The organism is Leptolyngbya sp. Heron Island J (assembly GCF_000482245.1).
In the GTDB taxonomy this organism is placed as follows: domain Bacteria; phylum Cyanobacteriota; class Cyanobacteriia; order Phormidesmidales; family Phormidesmidaceae; genus Leptothoe.
In genome coordinates, this window is record NZ_AWNH01000014.1 from 187,525 (window position 1) to 203,375 (window position 15,851).

The 15,851-nt window shown below is 53.3% G+C and carries 15 protein-coding genes; all 15 read left to right on the forward strand.

Going from position 1 to position 15,851, the window contains the following annotated elements; translation table 11 throughout:
* Positions 1-13 precede the first annotated feature (13 nt).
* The 15 genes from N836_RS44425 (at position 14) to N836_RS44480 (ending at position 15,845) form a co-directional block, all read left to right on the forward strand.
* Positions 14-2,410 carry a phage tail sheath C-terminal domain-containing protein gene (locus N836_RS44425; protein WP_023071070.1) on the forward strand — a complete coding sequence of 799 codons (2,397 nt, stop codon included), beginning with the start codon at positions 14-16 and terminating at the stop codon, positions 2,408-2,410.
* A gap of 93 nt (positions 2,411-2,503) precedes the next feature.
* Complete coding sequence (locus tag N836_RS44430; RefSeq protein ID WP_161634927.1) at positions 2,504-2,971, forward strand: phage tail protein; 468 nt, start codon at positions 2,504-2,506, stop codon at positions 2,969-2,971.
* 61 nt (positions 2,972-3,032) lie between these two features.
* A complete protein-coding gene (locus N836_RS44435; protein WP_023071072.1) occupies positions 3,033-3,812 on the forward strand; it encodes a T4 family baseplate hub assembly chaperone in 780 nt (259 codons plus the stop codon).
* Positions 3,746-3,976 (forward strand): hypothetical protein, encoded by a 231-nt coding sequence (locus N836_RS76925; RefSeq protein WP_071789021.1) that lies wholly within the window; start codon positions 3,746-3,748, stop codon positions 3,974-3,976. Before N836_RS44435 ends, N836_RS76925 begins: the two co-directional genes overlap by 67 nt.
* Positions 3,977-4,033: 57 nt before the next feature.
* Positions 4,034-6,295 carry a hypothetical protein gene (locus N836_RS44440; RefSeq protein ID WP_023071074.1) on the forward strand — a complete coding sequence of 754 codons (2,262 nt, stop codon included), beginning with the start codon at positions 4,034-4,036 and terminating at the stop codon, positions 6,293-6,295.
* A gap of 63 nt (positions 6,296-6,358) precedes the next feature.
* A complete protein-coding gene (locus N836_RS72850; protein WP_023071075.1) occupies positions 6,359-6,934 on the forward strand; it encodes a CIS tube protein in 576 nt (191 codons plus the stop codon).
* Positions 6,918-7,232 (forward strand): LysM peptidoglycan-binding domain-containing protein, encoded by a 315-nt coding sequence (locus N836_RS44445; RefSeq protein WP_023071076.1) that lies wholly within the window; start codon positions 6,918-6,920, stop codon positions 7,230-7,232. The genes N836_RS72850 and N836_RS44445 overlap by 17 nt, the downstream gene beginning before the upstream one ends.
* A 1-nt stretch (position 7,233) precedes the next feature.
* Positions 7,234-8,349, forward strand: coding sequence for a phage late control D family protein (locus tag N836_RS44450; protein WP_023071077.1), 1,116 nt, complete (start codon positions 7,234-7,236; stop codon positions 8,347-8,349).
* Positions 8,312-8,836, forward strand: coding sequence for a phage baseplate assembly protein V (locus N836_RS0137140; RefSeq protein ID WP_152532059.1), 525 nt, complete (start codon positions 8,312-8,314; stop codon positions 8,834-8,836). Before N836_RS44450 ends, N836_RS0137140 begins: the two co-directional genes overlap by 38 nt.
* 61 nt (positions 8,837-8,897) lie before the next feature.
* Positions 8,898-9,605, forward strand: coding sequence for a hypothetical protein (locus tag N836_RS44455; protein WP_023071079.1), 708 nt, complete (start codon positions 8,898-8,900; stop codon positions 9,603-9,605).
* Between the two features lie 102 nt (positions 9,606-9,707).
* The gene (locus tag N836_RS44460) at positions 9,708-10,106 is read left to right on the forward strand and encodes a hypothetical protein (RefSeq protein WP_023071080.1); all 399 of its coding nucleotides are present in this window, start codon (positions 9,708-9,710) and stop codon (positions 10,104-10,106) included.
* Complete coding sequence (locus N836_RS44465; RefSeq protein WP_031291717.1) at positions 10,103-10,471, forward strand: GPW/gp25 family protein; 369 nt, start codon at positions 10,103-10,105, stop codon at positions 10,469-10,471. Before N836_RS44460 ends, N836_RS44465 begins: the two co-directional genes overlap by 4 nt.
* 32 nt (positions 10,472-10,503) lie before the next feature.
* Complete coding sequence (locus tag N836_RS44470) at positions 10,504-12,063, forward strand: putative baseplate assembly protein (RefSeq protein ID WP_152532060.1); 1,560 nt, start codon at positions 10,504-10,506, stop codon at positions 12,061-12,063.
* Positions 12,060-15,287, forward strand: coding sequence for a phage tail protein (locus N836_RS44475; protein ID WP_023071083.1), 3,228 nt, complete (start codon positions 12,060-12,062; stop codon positions 15,285-15,287). Before N836_RS44470 ends, N836_RS44475 begins: the two co-directional genes overlap by 4 nt.
* Before the next feature lie 12 nt (positions 15,288-15,299).
* Complete coding sequence (locus tag N836_RS44480; protein ID WP_023071084.1) at positions 15,300-15,845, forward strand: hypothetical protein; 546 nt, start codon at positions 15,300-15,302, stop codon at positions 15,843-15,845.
* Positions 15,846-15,851: the final 6 nt, after the last annotated feature.

The following is a 15,851-nucleotide window of genomic DNA, read 5'->3' on the forward strand; positions in this document are numbered from 1 at the left end:
AGGAGAAACTCTTATGGCCTTTAACCTTGGGGTTAATGTTGTTGAAGTGGATGGTCGTGCCGCCCCTACCATTGTCGCTGCCCAAACATCAGTAGCCGGTTTTCTAATCCGCAGTCAGCGGGGTGTACCGAATGTTCCGGTTGCTCTCAAGGGGTTTACAGACTACGCTAACTTTTTTGGCGGCTACGCCACTGGTTCTGACAATCAGCCTCTTTATGGAGCCCACACGATTCGCGGCTTTTTTGATAGTGGTGGCACTGATGCTTACGCGGTGAGAATTGTCGGTAGCGGGCACCGACCAGCGAATGCAATTCTCAATGATCGCTTAGGCACAGCCACCCTTGATGTTCAGGCTGGCATGCGCGGTCAGCTGGATCCGGGGGGGTGGGGAGATGCCCTGTCGGTAAGTATTGTTGATAATTCGCGAGGTACAGCAGCTATCCCTGCCCAAATTAGGGGTACTACAGCGGAACCGTTTGCTCTGGCCGATGGCCAGAGTCTGCAGGTAATTGTCAACGGTGAGAGTCCACCAATTACCATCACGTTTGCAGAGACGGATTTTATCAACATTGCCTCGGCTTCAGCCGCCGAAGTTGTGGCTGCGATTAGTCGTCAAACTACAGCCCTCCGAGTGGGAATTACCCCCGAGCTGGAGCTGATGTTAGCGAGCGCAGTGGCTGGATCGACCTCTCACCTGTCCGTGGCTGGTGATGCGGCAGCGGCCCTGGGGTTTGGCGGTGCTCCCAGTACCAGCGAGGGGGCCTTAGTGGGCACCACTACCCTGGCGACTCTACAAAATACGGCTGGTTTTTTGCCGGGGTCGGCGGTGCGTCTGGAAACACGGGGACATGTGATCGCCCCTAACACAGCGGCGGCCAGTGGCCTGGTGGATACAGGCATAGAGGTTAGCGTTGATGGTGGGTCCGCCAACGTGATTACCTTTACAGCCAGTGACTTTTTAGATGCTGCCAACATTATGCCAACAGAGATTGTTGCGGCAATCAACCGACAGGCTCAGGGATTCACAGCGGCCCTCGATCACACACAGCAGCTAGTGTTGCTTGCCAATAGCTACGGGGCTGGTTCCAGTATTGAGATCGCACCCCCGCCCGTGTCTCCCCCCGATGCTACCGTTCTGTTGGGATTTGATACCGTTACCAGTCCAGCTGTTGCCGGGCAACGAGACTATCGGGCCTTAAATATGGTGTCTGAAGTCTATAAATTTGTTACCTGGTCCCCGGCGTTGGGTCTACCCGCCAACTTTGCCCGGATTCAATCGGTAGAGTTTGACGTGATTGTCAGCCAGAACGGTGTAGAGGTTGAACGGTTTGAAGCCCTGAGTATGCAGCCCACCCTGGACTACGCGATTGAGGCAGTGGTGAACAATGGTATCAGCGGCTCTCGCTATATCACCGTCACCAATCAGAACAGTGGTTCTGGAGTCGGACAGACAGCACCGGCTCAGGGAGTATTTGAGTTGGGAGCAACCCCTGCCACAGCGGGCAGCGATGGTGGCGCACCAGTAGATACTGACTACACAGGTGACCCAGCCTTGCGCACAGGACTTTATGCCTTCGATATGGCCTCAATACAGCTGTTGGCCTGCCCTGAGGCCCAGTCTGCTGGAGTGGTCATTGCGAGTTTGGCCTACTGTGAACGACGTGGAGACGCGATGTTTGTCGGTACAGCACCTAGCGGCTATGACCTGGAGGGGATTAAGACCTACGCCAGTGAGCTGCGTGCTAGCAAAGTCTACGGGGCGCTTTACGCTCCTTGGATTCAGGTGGCTAACCCAACTGACACCACGGGGGCAAATCCTCGTTTAGAGATCCCCCCCGATGGTCATGTCTTGGGGACCTATGCCCGGATTGCCAGAAGTCGTGGGGTTTGGAAAGCCCCCGCAGGGGATGAAGCCCAGCTCAGCAATGTGCTGGGAGTGGAGTTTGACATGAGTGATGTGGACCATACCGATCTGGTGAAGAACGGTGGGGTTAACGGGATTCGCGCGATTCCTCGTAGAGGTATTGTGCTGGATGCATCGCGCACCTTGAGTACCGACACCCGCTGGCTGTATGTGGGCACGCGACGGCTGTTTAACTTTGTTAAAACATCGCTGAAAGATGGTCTCCGCTGGGTGCTTCAAGAACCCAATAGTCAAACCCTGTGGAACCGGATTAACTATAACGTGATCACCCCATTCCTTACGGGCTTGTGGCGTCAGGGCGCGTTTGGATCCGATCCGCTGGAGCAGGTAGTGACCATAAAAATCGATGCTGAGAACAATCCGCCGGATCAGGTCACTCAAGGCAATCTAACGGTGGAAGTGTATTTCTATCCGGTGCGTCCGGCTGAAACCATTATTTTGGTGGTTGGCCAACAGGAAAGCGGTGCGATCGCAACAGAAAACTAGCCCCATCTATTCTCTGTCTTTAGAAAAGACACACTTGACTAGATGTGGGTGCAGGCAGTCACTCAATTTTTGCAACATTATTGGAGAGTAACAATGGCAGAACTTACCTTTAGCGAATCCTGGCGCACCCATGGGTTTCGTTTGGAGATTGAAGGCATTCCCTCAGTGCCCATCACCAAAGTGACTGGTCTCAATGAAGGCATGACCGAAACCATTGAACAAGCAGATGGCGGCGACACCATTGTTCGTAAAATCACCAGTGGCATCGTTAAGTTTGATCCCCTGGTGATTGAGCGCAATATGGATGGCAGCCCCAACGATCAGATTTTTCAGGACTGGTTTAATGAAATGTTTCAGCTCAACGGAGCTAGCGGCGGCTCTTCGGTGCGCCGCAACGGAGCCGTCGTCAAAATGGAAAACGGACAAGAGGTGATGCGATTTGCTTTCTTTGAAGGCTGGGTCAAAAAATCCAGCTTTTCTGATTTAGAAGCCGCCTCCGCCAACCTGTTTAAGCAAATCATTGAAATTGAACACAACGGTTTGGAGCGCATTACCGCATAGTCTGCCCGCTCTGGTTGACAAGCCTATGCATCACTCGATTTAACTGCAAAGGAGACTATCAATGGGAAATCGACCGACAAGAGAATTTGACTTTGAGCTACCCGTGGGCTACATGGATGAGGATGGACGGGTACACCGAACAGCTACACTGCGCAAAATGAGCGGCCATGAAGAGGCCATGCTGGCGGATCGAAAACTACGTCAGAATGCTGGCAAGCTGGTCACAGAACTGCTGACCAGCTGCACCAAAAAGCTAGATGACGTGACCAGTGTCAACCGCCAACTGATTGCCGATCTAACCTCCGCTGACCGCAACTATTTGTTGTTAGAGCTGCGCAAAATCACCTTTGGAGAAACCATTGAAGCGAATTATCGCTGTCCCGCCTGCGGGGGCACCAATCATATTTTAGAGGAGCTAGACGAACTCCCCGTTAATCGTGCCGACAACGGCGGTCCTCCAGAAATCATGGTGGAACTGGAAGACGGCTATGAAGATAAAAACGGCGAAGTCTATACGACCATGAGCTTCCGATTACCTACAGGGGTCGATGAGGAGAAGACCGCCAACATTGTTAAAAGCAATGCCTCACGGGGGACTAATGCCCTGTTAAGCCGCTGCATGGTGGGTCTGGGGGACATGCCAACCAATCGCCGTGAGGCCTTAGGAACAAAAATTTTAGGCGATTTGACCATGGGGGACCGCGCCCGAATTGAACGGGCCTTTCGTCAGGAGATGCCAGGGGTGGATCTAACGCGAGAATTGACCTGTGAACATTGTGGCAGCCCGATCAAAACCACATTGGATATGAAAAGTTTTTTCTCTCTGCCATCGGCAGCCTAGCCCAGCTACACCAGGAAGTATTTTACCTGGCCTATCATCTGCACTGGTCGCCTAACGATGTGATTGAGCTGGATGTGGAAACCCGCCGGGCGTATCTGCGGTTGTTGATGGAGCAGCTGGAGCGAGAGAAAGAAGCGGTCGAAAAGGCCAAAAAAGGCAGATAACAAGAACAGATAGCAGTGTAGATCATCGTTGCTAACCCATGTAGGAAAATCACTGATATGGACGGGGTTCTCCCAATTAGTTTTAGCCTTGGAAATGCGGCAGAAAGCATTGGTCAGCAGATGCAACAGGGGCTGACTCCCTTTCTAGAGCAAATGAATGGCATCCTGCAGCGTCGTGGAGATGAATTGTCTCGTATTGGCTTTGGGGTGATGACCCTGGTGATTGGCACCTTGGGTCTGATTCAGGGGCTACAGCTAGGGGTGCAGTCGGTCCAGGTGGTTAATCTGGGGTTCTTAGAAATTATGGGGGCGGGGAGTTTTGCCTTCCTGGTGTTGATCTTTCTCAAGCTGTTCGATATTGAACGAGAGATTCGCAGTCTGCACCGATGTATGAGTGGGGTGATCAAGAACTTCCTTTGGGTCAAATTGGAGGCTCTGTTGATTTCCATTTGCGATCGCATCGTCACCTGTTTAACGATGTTGCTCAACGTGCTGCTCAGCATCAGTGTCACCCTCAAAGCATTGCTGGAAGTTACGTTAAAACTGTTGGCAGACATTGCCATTCAACTGCAGGCAGGATTAAGCGTTGACGGTTCATTTTCTTTTACCCTGGAGCTAAAGGGCTTAGGCGACATTGACCTGTTGGAACTGACCCTAAAGATGTTTGGTCTGGCCGCCGCCGCCACCGCCTTGACCGCGGCCCTGGGGTTGCTGATTCCAGCTCTTACAGCAATGTCAGGGGTGCTGGCCCTGCTGGCGGGGGGACTGGCGTTGTTGGCCCTGGCCCTGGGACTGATGCCTGATAATCTGCAGGACATTGTCAATGCTTTGCTGTGGCTGGGGGCAGGACTGATTGTGCTGGGAGCTGCGATCGCAATTGCCTTTGCCACTGGTACCCTGGTGCCAATCATTGCTGGCTTAGCTGCTATTCTGGTCTTTTTAGCCATATTGGCGGGTGTTCTCCACCTGATGCCCGACAACCTAGACGACATCGCCAAAGGCCTCTTAAAACTCTATGGCGGACTGATTTTACTCGGTGCGGCCATTGCCCTATTGGGGGCAGACAAGTTTAAGCAAGTGGCCCTGGGACTGCTGGCGATCGGAGTCTTTTTGCTACTGGTGGGCCTAGCCTTACGGCTCTTTAACGAAGCCTCTCTAGCCGCGATTCCAGCCCTGAATGAACTGTTTGAGGCAGTTATTGCCTTAGTCAATGCTCTAGCCGAAATTGAAGAAGAAAGCTTTAAGAAAATTGCTGTCGGGTTGTTGGGAATTGTCGTTTTTCTCGGGCTGCTAGGGCTAGCCTTACGACTGTTTAATACTGAAGTTCTCGAAGCCATTCCGGGTCTCAAGGATTTATTTGATGGGCTGATCGCATTGGCAACATCCATCGCAGAATTTGACGAAGCTCAGTTAAAAAAGATTGGGTTAGGATTTCTAGGAATTGTTGTTTTCCTCGGGCTATTAGGACTGGCGCTACGACTATTTAATGCGGATGTATTAAATGCTATTCCTGGACTGAAAGACCTGTTTGATGGACTGGTAAGTTTGGCTGAGACCATTGCTAATTTTAGCGTTGATCAGATGATTCAAATTGCCTTTGGTCTAGCCGGTATTGTCACCTTTTTGTTCTTGCTTAGCTTCGCCATCAACAATTTCAATGTTGATGTCTTGAATGCACTACCAGCGCTTTCAGAGTTATTAAACAGTCTGGTCAACCTGATGACCGCCCTGGCCGGGTTTACGATTGGAGAACTACTTTTAATTGCTGCAGGTCTGGCCATATTAACTGCCTTTATGTTTGGTTTGGCTCTGGCCCTTAATCTGGCTACCCCTGGACTCAATGCCATGGCCGCTGTGTTAGGCAGCATGGAAAGCCTGCTCAACACCGCTGCAGAAGCCGCTGGCAATTTGGCCGATGCCATCAGTTCGATTCCCAGTCTGCCCAGCTTGCCAGACTTTGATATCGGCATCTCGGACTTGATTCCATCCTTCCAGACCGGGGGGATTATGCCACACACAGGCTTAGCGTATCTGCATGCAGGAGAACGTGTGCTCAATGTGGAAGAGACCCAAGCCTTCAACCGAGGGGCCAGGGGAGGCAACCTCCTAACAGCTTCACCATCAGCCACAGCAGCAGGAGCTGTTGATCAATCCATGCATCTAGGAGGCATCAACATTACCATCAACGCCGATCGGCTCGATGGTGATTCTGCCAATATTCTGAGCGATGAAATTGTTCAACAGCTGCGGGCGAAGCTGGCCAACTTACAAACAGAAGAAAATTTCCGCACAGGCGTTCGCAGCAGCGCCCCGGCTTAATTCTCTAGGGAGCATAATCACAGTGCATTTTATGACCAGCAGACTTAAGACAACAAAAGTTCGATGAGACGAGAGCAGCGCCATCCAATTCGGGGATTTTTGGTCAGTGTGGGGCTGACCCCAGAGCTTCTGGTCGAATTCCAGTACAACCCTTCGCAGCTGAGCGATCGGCGGTCGGTGAGCTATGCCACACTCAACGCGCCGGGGCTGATTATGCCCACCCGTCAGTATGTGTCTGGTGGCGATCGCACCCTGAGCTTTACCGTGCGGATTGATGGACTCATGCCAGGCCCCATGGATAAAACCATTAACATTAGCCGCGACGCCGATGGGGGGATCACCCCAGAACTGAACAAATATCGCACCTTTCTATATCCCCAATCGGAACAGTGGCAGCGAGCAGGCGGTAGTTTTATGCCCCTATACGCAGACACCCAACAATTTGCCAGTCCGCCCCCCTGTCGCCTCAGTTTAGGCAATCGCGTGATTGATTGCATTGTCACCGATGTCTCTATCACCGAACTCTATTTCAACACCCAGCTAGCACCGCTACGGGCCGATGTCGCCATCAGCCTGGTGGAACTCACCCCTTACAATCGCCCCGCTCCTGGAGGACAAGTCAATGCCCGTCAAGCCTGATTCTCGTCATGCCAATTTACCAATTAACCAAACCGTCAGTCCGGATGGCACTCTGCGGTCCACCATTGCTCTGCGGCTGGGTCAAGCTGAGCCCACCACATCCCTGACCCAACATCGGCTGGTCCAGGGAGAAACGCTGGACCAGCTGGCGTTGCGCTACTTTGGAGACGAACGCCTTTGGTGGCGCATTCTAGATGCCAATCCCCTGGTGTATCCCTTCGATATTCCTGTGGGGCAGATACTAACAATTCCAGCACCGGGACCCGCCACTCGTATTACTCGCGCTCGGAGGTTTTAAGATGGGCACCCGCACTCCGTTCTACGCAGTCACCTTAGAGGGCGTCGATATCACTCCCTGGATCACGAGCATTAGCCTGGTGGAAGATGATCGCCAGACCGATCATGTCATGCTGACGATTCAGGACCCACGCCTGCTCTATGCGGATGCATTGTTTGAGGGGAGCTGGGCCGAGATTGATATTGGCTATGCCGAGGCCCATCAGCATGCGCTGATGTTGCGGGCGTTAATCACCAAAGTTGAGTTGCGCTATCCCCAGGATGGCATTCCCACCTTGACCCTGAAGGGAGAAGATAAATCGATTGAAATGGGGTTAACGGAAAAGCGAAAACGCTGGCGCGATCGCACCGTTACCGACATTGTTAAAGCCGTAGCCGCTCCCTATGGGTTTGAACGGGTGGAGGCCCGATTATCCCGCGATCCAATCCCTGGCAGACCCATCCATCAAGGAGGACAGACCGACTTAGCGTTTTTGCAGGATCTGGCCGAAACCTACCACGCCAAATGTTTTGTCGAACTGGATGAACAGGGACGCGAGGTGCTTTATTTCATCCCGGAGCGGGCAATTATCCAGCTGCAGCGAGCCGACACTCTGGTATTACGCTATCGCATGGGCCCCACCAGTAATCTGTTTAGCTTTACCCCCAGCTTTGACAGTAGTTATATTGATCGGCTGAAGGAGATTAATGATATTGACGATCGAGGGCAGCGGATCGAAAGCTCCGAACAACCCTCACCCGATATCTTTATCTGGCCGCTAAATCCAGTACGTTTGGCCCAGGCCAATGATCGAGATCGCGCCCAAATACAACAGCTTTATACCCAGGGAGTTGCGCGCAAACAAGACTTACAGCGCCAGCTTACGGCCCGACGAGTGACGGCGGGTGAAGTCGCCCCTAACCAGGGCCAAATTGAATCCACCAATGATGCCCTGGAAGCACGTCGTTTAGGCATGACCGCCAGGGGCACCACCTTTGGCAACATCTGGCTGCGGGCTAAATCCAACGTCATTGTGGAGGGCGTCAGTGAACGCTTTAACGGCGAGTGGTACGTCACTAACGTCACCCACAAGATCGACCGTGGCGGCTATAAAACAGATTTTCAATGCGTTCGTTAACCCGGAGAAACTGTCACCAATGATGGAAAAATACTTTGGTAAATACTCAGGAATTGTGATGGACAACCGGGACGATCAGCGGCTGGGACAGTTGCAAGTATCGGTGCCAGCCATCTTTCCAGGCGATGACGCCGTTGTTGCCCGGCCAGCACTCCCCTATGGTGTTTACTTTGTTCCCGAGGTAGACGCCAAGGTCTGGATAGAGTTTGAAGGGGGTGACCCCGGTCTCCCGATCTGGACAGGTCTGCAGTCGGTACCAGGAGAATGGCCCCAAGAAGCCGATATCTCGCCACCGCAAAAACGATTGATGAAAACCGCATCTGGCCACCTGCTGTTGTTCAACGACAAAGGCGGTGAAGAAGGGATTGAAATTGAAAGCAACGCCCGCATTGTGATTCGCTGTCCGGGCACCATCGTGATTGAATCCCCCAATTTAATTTTGAACGGACGCTTGGTGGCACCGCTGCCACCCAATCAACCCATCTAAACAAAAGCACTGCTCTATGTGGGCAGAATCTTCCTATTTTGCATTCTCTCTTTGAATTATTATGGCTGAGCTAAACGTTGAAGTCCCCTGTGTTGAACTCCCAGAGCTTCCAGAAATTCCCCAGATCCAGCTGTTTGGGGGAGTTTCTCTAAATGGATTTCTTGATTTCTCTGCGGGGGTGCCCAATCAATGTAGTGCTAACTTTAGCCTGATTCAGCAGCTCGCTCCCACTCTGGCCAGCATGACCATTGTGCTCAAGATTTTGGCTGTCCTAAAGGCATTACAGGCTGCTGCCGAGAGCGCCTTCTTAGACTCAGGGGATCTGTTAGTCTCTCTGGTGGATCTGGCCCCCATCTTTGTCTCGCTGACACCAGCTGGTATGGCGGTCACAATTGCAGGCATGCTGCGGTTAATCATTAGTTTTCTCAACTGTTTTATTCTGCAGTTAGAAGCCAGTGTCAAATTTCAGGCCAACATTGCCGAGCTCCAGGCTCAAGCCGATCTTGATCCGGTGTCGGTGAGCCCGGTGCTAACCGCCTCACTCTCCTGTGCCCAGGCCAATGCAGAATTATCTTTAGAGCATGTTATGGCATCCCTTGGCCCCGTGCAGCCGCTGATCGAGATGATCACGCTAGTGGCTGACATTGCTGGCATTCCCCTGGAGCTATCGCTGGATGTATCCGCATCAGCCGACTCAGTGGAGATGATTAGCAGTCTAAAAGAGACGGTTAGCTCAATTGAAGCAACAATCGAAGCCCTGCCTGTTTAGAACTGAATGAGACAGGCTAACTAGAGAATGCCTGGAATCAAGAAAAATGTTTAGTCAAAACCACTATTCACCAGCAAAACACCTTTAACCGAGAGAAATACCATGGGGTTAGGAACCGATCACATCATTTGTAAAACAGAATTTGTAGAGGCGATGCGGGCACGGCTGGCCTCGGATAGACCAGAGCTGGGGGATACGGTCGATAAACCGGGGGCTCAAAAAAATCTGGGGGCTTTTGGCTTAGCAGTCTATCGCATCGCCACCAGCCATGCTGAAGTGGTATCAGCAGCCGACACCGATGACCAGTTCTGGCAATGGTTTGAATCACTAGAAAAATGGGCATCGGCAAGCTCTAATTGGCAACAAGATCTAGTCAAGATATTTGCCAACTGGGAACCGGAGCGACCCGCCGATAGAGCCCTCAGGGAAGCGATTTTGCGCTTACCCAACCCAGGAGCACCACCCCAGCCACCCCACAGCTTAACCGGAAGAATACAATGAACACACCACCAATCATGGGATTTAGCTTTCCTTTTCGCATTGTGAACGGAGGGGTGAGTCGCAGTCGAGACTTTGAAAAGCTTAAACAGAATGTGCGTCATCTACTCAGTACACGTTTGGGTGAACGGACGATGCTCCGTCGCTATGGCGGCGGCGTTCATCACCGTTTGCAAAGCCCCAACGACAGTACGCTACAGACACTGATTCGCCACGAAATTGAACAGGCCCTGCGCGAGTACATGCCAGAAGTACAGCTAACGGCCCCTCTAAGCCTGACCGCTAACGCCAGTGAACTCACCATTGTGGTTGAGTATCAAGCCAGTCCGCAAGACACCATTCGGCAGCTGGAATTACAGATTATCTGAGATCGCCCCTATGGGGCGTGGGAGACAAACCCGTGCTTCCCATTGACTACACCAACCTAGACTACGAATCACTCCGCGAGGCCATGCTGGGTCTGGCGCAGGAGACTCTTCCAGAATGGACCGACCTGAGCGAAAACGACTTGGGGGTGCTGTTGGTAGAGTTGTTCGCCTATGCCTGTGATATTACCCTCTACTATCAAACACGCATTGCTAATAACTTGTTGCCTGAGACCGCTGATGAACCGGAAGCCCTGATCCAGCTGTTACGGCTGATTGGCTACGAGCTGCGACCGGCATCACCGGCTACTGTCAATTTAAGTGCTGCAGTTGATGCAGCTGTTATCAGTGATGAAACGTCGATTTTAATTCCAAATCGCACACAGTTTTTTGTCTCCTTACCGACAGGGGAACAGGTTGTTTTTGAAACCGTTGATGAAATTACCATTGCCCCCCACCAGCTTTCGCTACCCGATGTCCAGAATCTGCGCTATTTTCTCCCCATTCCGGTTGTGCAAGGACAGAGCATTTTGGATGAAGCGGTGGCTGAATCCGATGGCAGTCCCAATCAAAGTTATAGTCTAGAAGCAGGGCCAGTGATTGCTGATTCTATCGAGGTAACGGTCAGTGAACCCGGTGGGGAGACTCGGTGGCAGGCGGTTGATTCCCTGGCAGATAGCAGCCCTGCGGATCGAAATTTTGTGGTGCAGTGGGACGCTCAAGGTAGAGCAACCCTGCGATTTGGTGACAACCTGAATGGGATGGCTCCCCTGCGCGGCACGGCGATTTCACCAGTACTCATTCGGGCAACCTACCGAGTGGGGGGTGGTCCCCAGGGAAATGTGGCGGCAGGAACAGTCTTTACGCCAGCGTCTACACTACCGGGCAACATCAGTCTGTTAAACGTTACTAATCTGGCCGCTGCTGCCGGTGGGCAAGTGGGTGAGAGTCTGGATCGGGCTAGGCGGCTGGCTCCCCGACTCTATCGCACCCAGGAACGCGCGGTGACCCCACGAGACTATGCGGATCTGGCATTAATGGTGCCTGGGGTGGGCAAGGCCAAGGCGGTGGCCACCAATTGGAATCAAGTGGTGCTCTATATTGCACCAGCAGGTCAGGTGGCAACTCCGACCGAGTTGTTGCAGCAAAATGTGTTGGCGTTTTTTGAGTCTCGTCGTCCGGTGACAACAGCCCTAACTGTGGTTGGGCCGCAACCGGCTGATATCTATCTGCGAGCCGACATCCGAGCTCAGCCCTACTATCGCCAAATTGACGTGCAACAGGCGGTGGAGCAGGCAGTAGCTGACTATCTGGCCTTTGACACGCTGGAATTTGGTCAGCGTATTTATCTCAGTAAGGTCTATGAAATTATTCAGAGTCTGCCGCAGGTGGCGTCACTCACCGTCACTCAGTTTAGCCGTCAGCCCAATACGGGGATGGGCATGGATATTGAAAGCGATGGCATCATCGAGCTATCGCCCAATGAGCTCCCCCGCTTAGGCTATCGTGATAACCCTAATACGCTGGCAGCGCCTGGCAATAATAGTTATCGACCTGCGATCGCACTTCGCATCCAAGGGGAGGTGGTCGCATGAAGACTGTCACCGCCCTACAGGCCAAACCTCATTTGGCCGGTCATCGCATCGATCTCTCCTGGCAAAATCCTTTGGCTGCAGAATTTGAACCAGGGATATCTCTTGTCGGCATCCAAATTGTGCGTCGCCAACGCACATTTACAGAAGCCAGTGACATTGGGGGCGATGGAGAACTGTTAGCCGATGGTCAGATTGTATATAACGGCGCAATTATTTCGCACTTTAGCGATCAGAATTTATCTCCTCAAACCACCTACTACTACACCCTATTCACCCTCGACAGTACCGGCAGTATTCACACAGACCTACAGGCTCGCGTAGCCTGTTTTTCCACCCAAAACTATAATCTAGCCACACAGCTATACAAACTGTTACCCGCCGTCCATCAGCGCTATGATACGCCCCTGGATGCCGCCCAACAAGTTACCTTACAAACCACAAATCCTGCCTTAGCCCAGGCCCTCGATACCCTGCCACCACAGCTCAAAAACCGGGGTCAGCTGTGGCGATTTTTACAGGCAACCGCCTCCCCCCTGGATATGATGCGCAGTCTGGCAGAAGGACTGCCACAGTTACATCAGCCCGATATTGTCCGACCAGAATTCTTGCCAGCCCTCGCCCAATGGATGGGATGGGACTTAGATCAAACTCTGCCGCTGTTCTCCCAGCGTAATGAAGTACAGTTTGCACCGCATCTTTATCGCCAGGTCAGCACCATCCCCAGCTTGCGCAGCCTGGTGACTCGCTACACCGGTTGGTATACCCAGGTCGCTGAATTTGAACAACAGATTATCCGCACCAATCTGCCCGCTCAGCTCAACATTTTTGCTCTGGTTGCTGGCACTGAACCTAACCAGTGGCACAGTCCGACCAACGCTGCGCTGGCGCTGGGATTTATTGAAGACAACGCCAGTACCACTGGCACAGCAAGCACTGCGGCCCAGCTAACTAGCACAGCCAGCGAACCCTTTGTCCTCACTCCTGGCATGGAATTGACCATCACCGCCGATGGTCGAGTTCCCAACGGCGTGACTTTTTTACCCGGTGACTTTGTGGATATGGGTGCAGCAGTGGCAACTGAAGTAGTTGCTGTCCTCAACCGCACCTTCTCCGAGGTGACAGCCACTGCCGTCGATGGACAAATTCGGCTACAGTCTCACACCGTGGGTGACAGCTCCGCTTTGCAAATTGGTCAGTCTGTTGCCGCCCTGGTCTCGTTAGAAGGAGCACCTCGGGGGCGTCTCTCGCCAGTCACCGATTCTCTCAATCATCTACGTCTGTTTTATGAGACAGTTACACCATTAACCGAGGCAACAACCGCCGCCGCTCTGCAACAACTGCAGGGCAATCCTATAGGATCTATCGCTGGAGAAACAGCCACACCTAACCTCCAATCATCTCCCTACCGACCAGCCACACCTCAAGGAGAAATTCACTACAAGTCTTTTCGCAGCGGGCAGTGGGGCGAGGCCCAACCCCTAACCCATCTAAGCGAGGGAGCTGCCGGTCATCCCACTGCTGTCGTCCTGCCGGACGATCGTCTGTGGGTAGCCTGGGTGCGGTATCCAGATACGGCCAGCGGCCAGCTAGAATTTATCCTCGGCCAGCCCGCCCCACCCCAGCCCGCTCGTTTGGTGAGTCAAAAATCGGGGCCCTACACTCTTTCACCGGGCATGAGTCTGGTATTTCGAGTCAATGGGAATCGCTTGGTCGGGGTACAGTTTTCGGGCGCAGACCTCAGCCAGGCTACCGCAGAAGCGGTGAGGACAGTGCTGAATACCCAGCTCACTAGCGTCAGTGCCGTGGCCGAAAACGGACGACTGGTCCTGGAAACGCCAGCTTCAGGAGGCGATCAGCGATTAGAGCTGGTGTTGTCTCTGTCCAGCGCCGCCGCCGCTCTAGGATTTGATCAACGCAACTCAGTGGCCACCGGCACCTGGGGCGATGCCATTACCTGGCAGCCTGTTACCGCTACGGGCGACCCTGGCCGTCACAGCGATCTGGCCGCTGTAGTGGCTGGCGATGGCCGGGTGTGGCTGTTCTGGTCCACCCATACTGGACGGCGCTGGTCAATTGTCACCGCCCAATGGAACAGCGCGGCCCCACCTGAAACCGCCTGGTCACCGATTGAGCCATTAGCCGAGACGGCGGGAGGCAATCGTGAGCCCTATGCCATCCTGGATACCGCCAATCGGATTTGGCTATTTTGGTCTCAGCGTCAGGTGGGTTCAGGCCCAGAAAGTTGGACCCTGCGACGACGGGTGTTTGATCCGGGGACCACCAGCTGGGGGCCAGAAGTAGCAGTCACGGTGCCGCCGCCAGTTAACAGTCAGGTTCGCGATCTCACCCCCCAAGCAATTCGCCTTGAAGATAATAATTTTCAACTCTTCTTCCAGTCCAACCGCAACGGCGGCAGCGATCTATGGTCGGCGACGGTGATTGCCGATCCGACAAACACTACCCCCATCGAGCCTGTGGCCATTACCACTGGCCCTACCCTGGACAGCGCCCCAGCTCCGGTGCAAATGCCAGAAGGAGCGTTGTGGCTACTCTATCGTAGCGATCGCAGCGTCTCCCTCTCCCAAATTGCCAACCGGCCCATGGTGGCCCTCAACCATCGCATCATTCAACCCAACACCGGCTCCACAACCCCAAATTCCAACACCTCACAAAGCTTTCGTCGACCGGACACCGGCACCCTTAAACGGTTTGCTGGAGCCAACAGCATCGTACTCGCCGACATTGCCCGGATTCAACGACAGCGTCAGTGGGATGATTTATTGTCCTACACGCCCCAAAAACCAGATGGTGGTCTCCTGGCCAACGACGACCTCTACACGCGAGGCACCATTGGTCTATACCTGAGTCGCACCATTCCCGACAGTCCACTCTCACGAGAAAAAGTTGAACGGCTCAAAGCAGTCCTGGAGAATTTTTTGCCGATCAATGTGCGGGTGGTGGTGATTTTGGCCCCTCGCGTCGACATTGAGTATCTCTATCCACCCGGTGAAGACATTGAGGAACGCTACCAGGATCAGTATCCCTTTGTGGATTACTACAGCGGTCTGACCGATGCCACCGACCTGGATCTACCCGACTGGGTGCTTTTACTTTCCAACTCGATCGATCAGGTGTCCGCCGACCCCACAGATTTGACCACACTACGCGATCGCACCCATTTCCCTCCCTATCTTCCCCCCAACAATGAACCTGATGATTCCTAAGGAGCCCGTCCCATGCCTAAAGCCGAAAAAGTAATGACTCTCCGGGGACTATACCGAGATGTACTACGTGATGCCCAGGGTCGTGTGATTTGCGATCGCGGTTGGCATAGCAACGCCATTGTTACCGATTGTCGCCGTCTGCTGGCCGGTTTTATGCTCGGCGAAAACACCACCCTGGGGATTCAAGGTATTCGCCTGGGGGCAGGCAATCCAGCCTGGGACCAGCCCCCAGGCACACCGCCTTCAACGCCCGCACAAACCCAGCTCGTCGATGCCAATGCCCACTTTGTCCCCAGCGATGCCCTACAGCTAAACTATCTGATTCCAGACACCGACAGCGAAACCGCTAACCCCACCAATCGGCTACAAATATTCGCCAGTTTGGGACCTAACGTTCCTCCCTGGCCCGATGCCAATCACCCCTCATCTACCCTAAGAGAGTTTGGCCTGGTAGGACAGCTAGCCGGAGAAGAAATCTTAATCAACTACGTCACCCATCCTGCCATTCCCAAAGATCCCGCTAGCACCCTGGAACGCACCATTTGGCTAGTGTTTTAACCACAC